Annotated in this window: 1 protein-coding gene; it reads right to left on the reverse strand. The window is 65.9% G+C overall.

Annotation, left to right across the window (positions count from 1 at the left end; genetic code table 11):
- Positions 1–15: 15 nt before the first annotated feature.
- Positions 16–2,118, reverse strand: a complete 2,103-nt coding sequence (locus ACWEKS_RS49115; RefSeq protein WP_452346573.1) for an ISAzo13 family transposase — start codon at positions 2,116–2,118, stop codon at positions 16–18.
- Positions 2,119–2,173: the final 55 nt, after the last annotated feature.

Here is a 2,173-nt window from a genome sequence, read left to right on the forward strand (position 1 = left end):
TGGAGCTGTAAGGAATCAACATGGCGATTCGGTGGTGTGGATGTTGGATTGTGTTATGGCGGTGATGATTTCGGTCGAGCTGCGATAGCGCGTGTGCGCGGGCTCGATGGTGAGGCCGTCTTGCTCGAGCAGTGGCAGGACGTCGAGTACGGCGTTGCGGATGGTGCCCGGGCTGACGCCGAACAGCTCCGCCAGCACGGAGCGGGTGCAGAATCGGCGCTGAAGCAGCACTGTGGCCAGGACCCGTTCGGCGTCGGTGATCTTCTGGTAGAACACCCCGCCTCGCGCGCCCGGCATGCGCTCTCCGCCGCGTCTGGCGTGGCGGCGGCGTTCGACCAGGGCGGCTTGGCGGATGGCCAGGCGGGCAATGAGCTCGTCGAGGGCTTGGCGGCTCATTCCGGTCAGGACCGGGTCGGACAGAGTTTCCGGAATCGGCTGTGGTGGCGCGGCCGTGGGCGCGGGATCGTTGCAAAGGAATGCCTGCAGGTCCGCGACGGTGGTGAACCGCAACCCCGTGGTCGGAGTGAGGCGGTGGCCGTGCTCGTCGAGCAGCATGCGGGTCTCGGCGATGATCTCGCCGATCGAGTTCGGGTTCACCGCAAGTAGTTCCGACAACACTCGCTGGGTGCAGACCTGCCGTTGGTAGACGATCGTGATCAGCACCGACGCCGCGAGCGACAGCAGCCGCCGGCCACCGGCTCCGCGAGTTCGGCGGCGTGGGCCGCCGCGCTGCTGCCAGCAGCGTTGCTCGAAACGCGCGGCCTGGGTCGGTGCCAGTCGCCGGGCCAGCTCATCGAGTTCGGCGCGGGTCATGCCGGTCAGTCGAGGGTCGGCGAGCAGCTCCACCGCCCGGGCGCGTTCGGATTCCCGGTCACGTCCTGGGTCCAGGGCTGCGGCGTCGGCGGGTTCGATGGTGTAGTTCCAGGCACCGCGCTGGGCGTGTGGGTGGATGGGCAACGCGTCCACCTCGGCTCGGGTGACCGCGATCCCGATCGGGTATTCGCGGGTGTCCAACTGCGCGTCCACACGCAGCCCGGTGCGGGTGCGGGTCGAGGCGATCGTGTTCACCACGACCTCATGGCTGGTCAGCGGCCGACCACGCCAGTTCATGCTGATCTGAGAGAACAGCCGATGCTCGATCTTGTTCCATTTCGACGTGCCGGGCGGGAAATGACACACGGTGATCACCAATCCGGTTTCGACGGCCAGCGCCGCCAGTTCGGCTTTCCATAGTCGATACCGGTAGCTGTTGGAGCCGCCCGCGTCGGCGGTGATCAGCAATCTGCGGGCCTGCGAGTAGTCGGCGCTGCCGCGGGCCTGCCACCAGCGGCGGATGGAGGCCACCGCGAACGCGGCGGTGTCGTGGTCGACACCGACGTTGACCCAGCCGGCGTCGGTGGTGAGGTCGTAGACACCGTAGGGGATCGCCTGCCCGGCATCGGGTGCGGAGAAGAAACTATGGTCGACCACCCGGACAGGATCGCCTTGGGGACGCCACTCCCGGCCGGAGTTGGGCAGCTGGCCCAGCTGCTCCTTCTTCTTCGAGTCCACGCTGATCACCGGATCACCGGTCCCTTGATGGGCTTTGACCTGCTCGTTGATGTATCGGAACTGGACATCACGGTCGGGGTGTTGCTCACCCTCGAGCGTCTTGGCGTTAGCTTGGAGACTGAACCCGTTGTCCCGCAGTAATCTTCGTACCGTCGGCGCCGAAACCGAGTGGCCCTGCCGTGTCAGTTCCTCAGCCAAGTGCCGCAGCGATTTCGTGGTCCACCGCAACGGCGACTCCGGATCACCCCGCTCGTCCGGTTCCACCAACGCCATCAAGGCCGGAACTAGTTGGGGGTCAAGCTCTTCGGCGCTCTTACGGCCACCCCCACCCTGACGAATCCGGCCGCCCGGCCACGGATCGTCTCCGGCTTCGAGCTCGTAAACCCCCTTCCTCACAGTCGTTTCGCTCACTCCCGCAGCCAGGGCGACGGCCCTCACCCCGCCATGTCCCAACAACCGCGCCTCCGTCGCCAGCGCAAGCCGCCGCTGCCGCTCGTTCAGATGTGGTAGCAACACCGCGAATCGCTCGGCCAAACCGACGCCACCGACCCCACTCACCCTTGCCATAGCACACCGAAATACCTTGCACTGCAAACCAACACGTTATTACGTTACAGCTTCA

This window comes from Nocardia sp. NPDC004711 (genome assembly GCF_053601595.1).

What these genes read in the sequence shown, in the direction of transcription:
- ACWEKS_RS49115 (WP_452346573.1), bottom strand. Translation starts at nt 2,118, where the DNA reads ATGGCAAGGGTGAGTGGGGTCGGTGGCGTCGGTTTGGCCGAGCGATTC.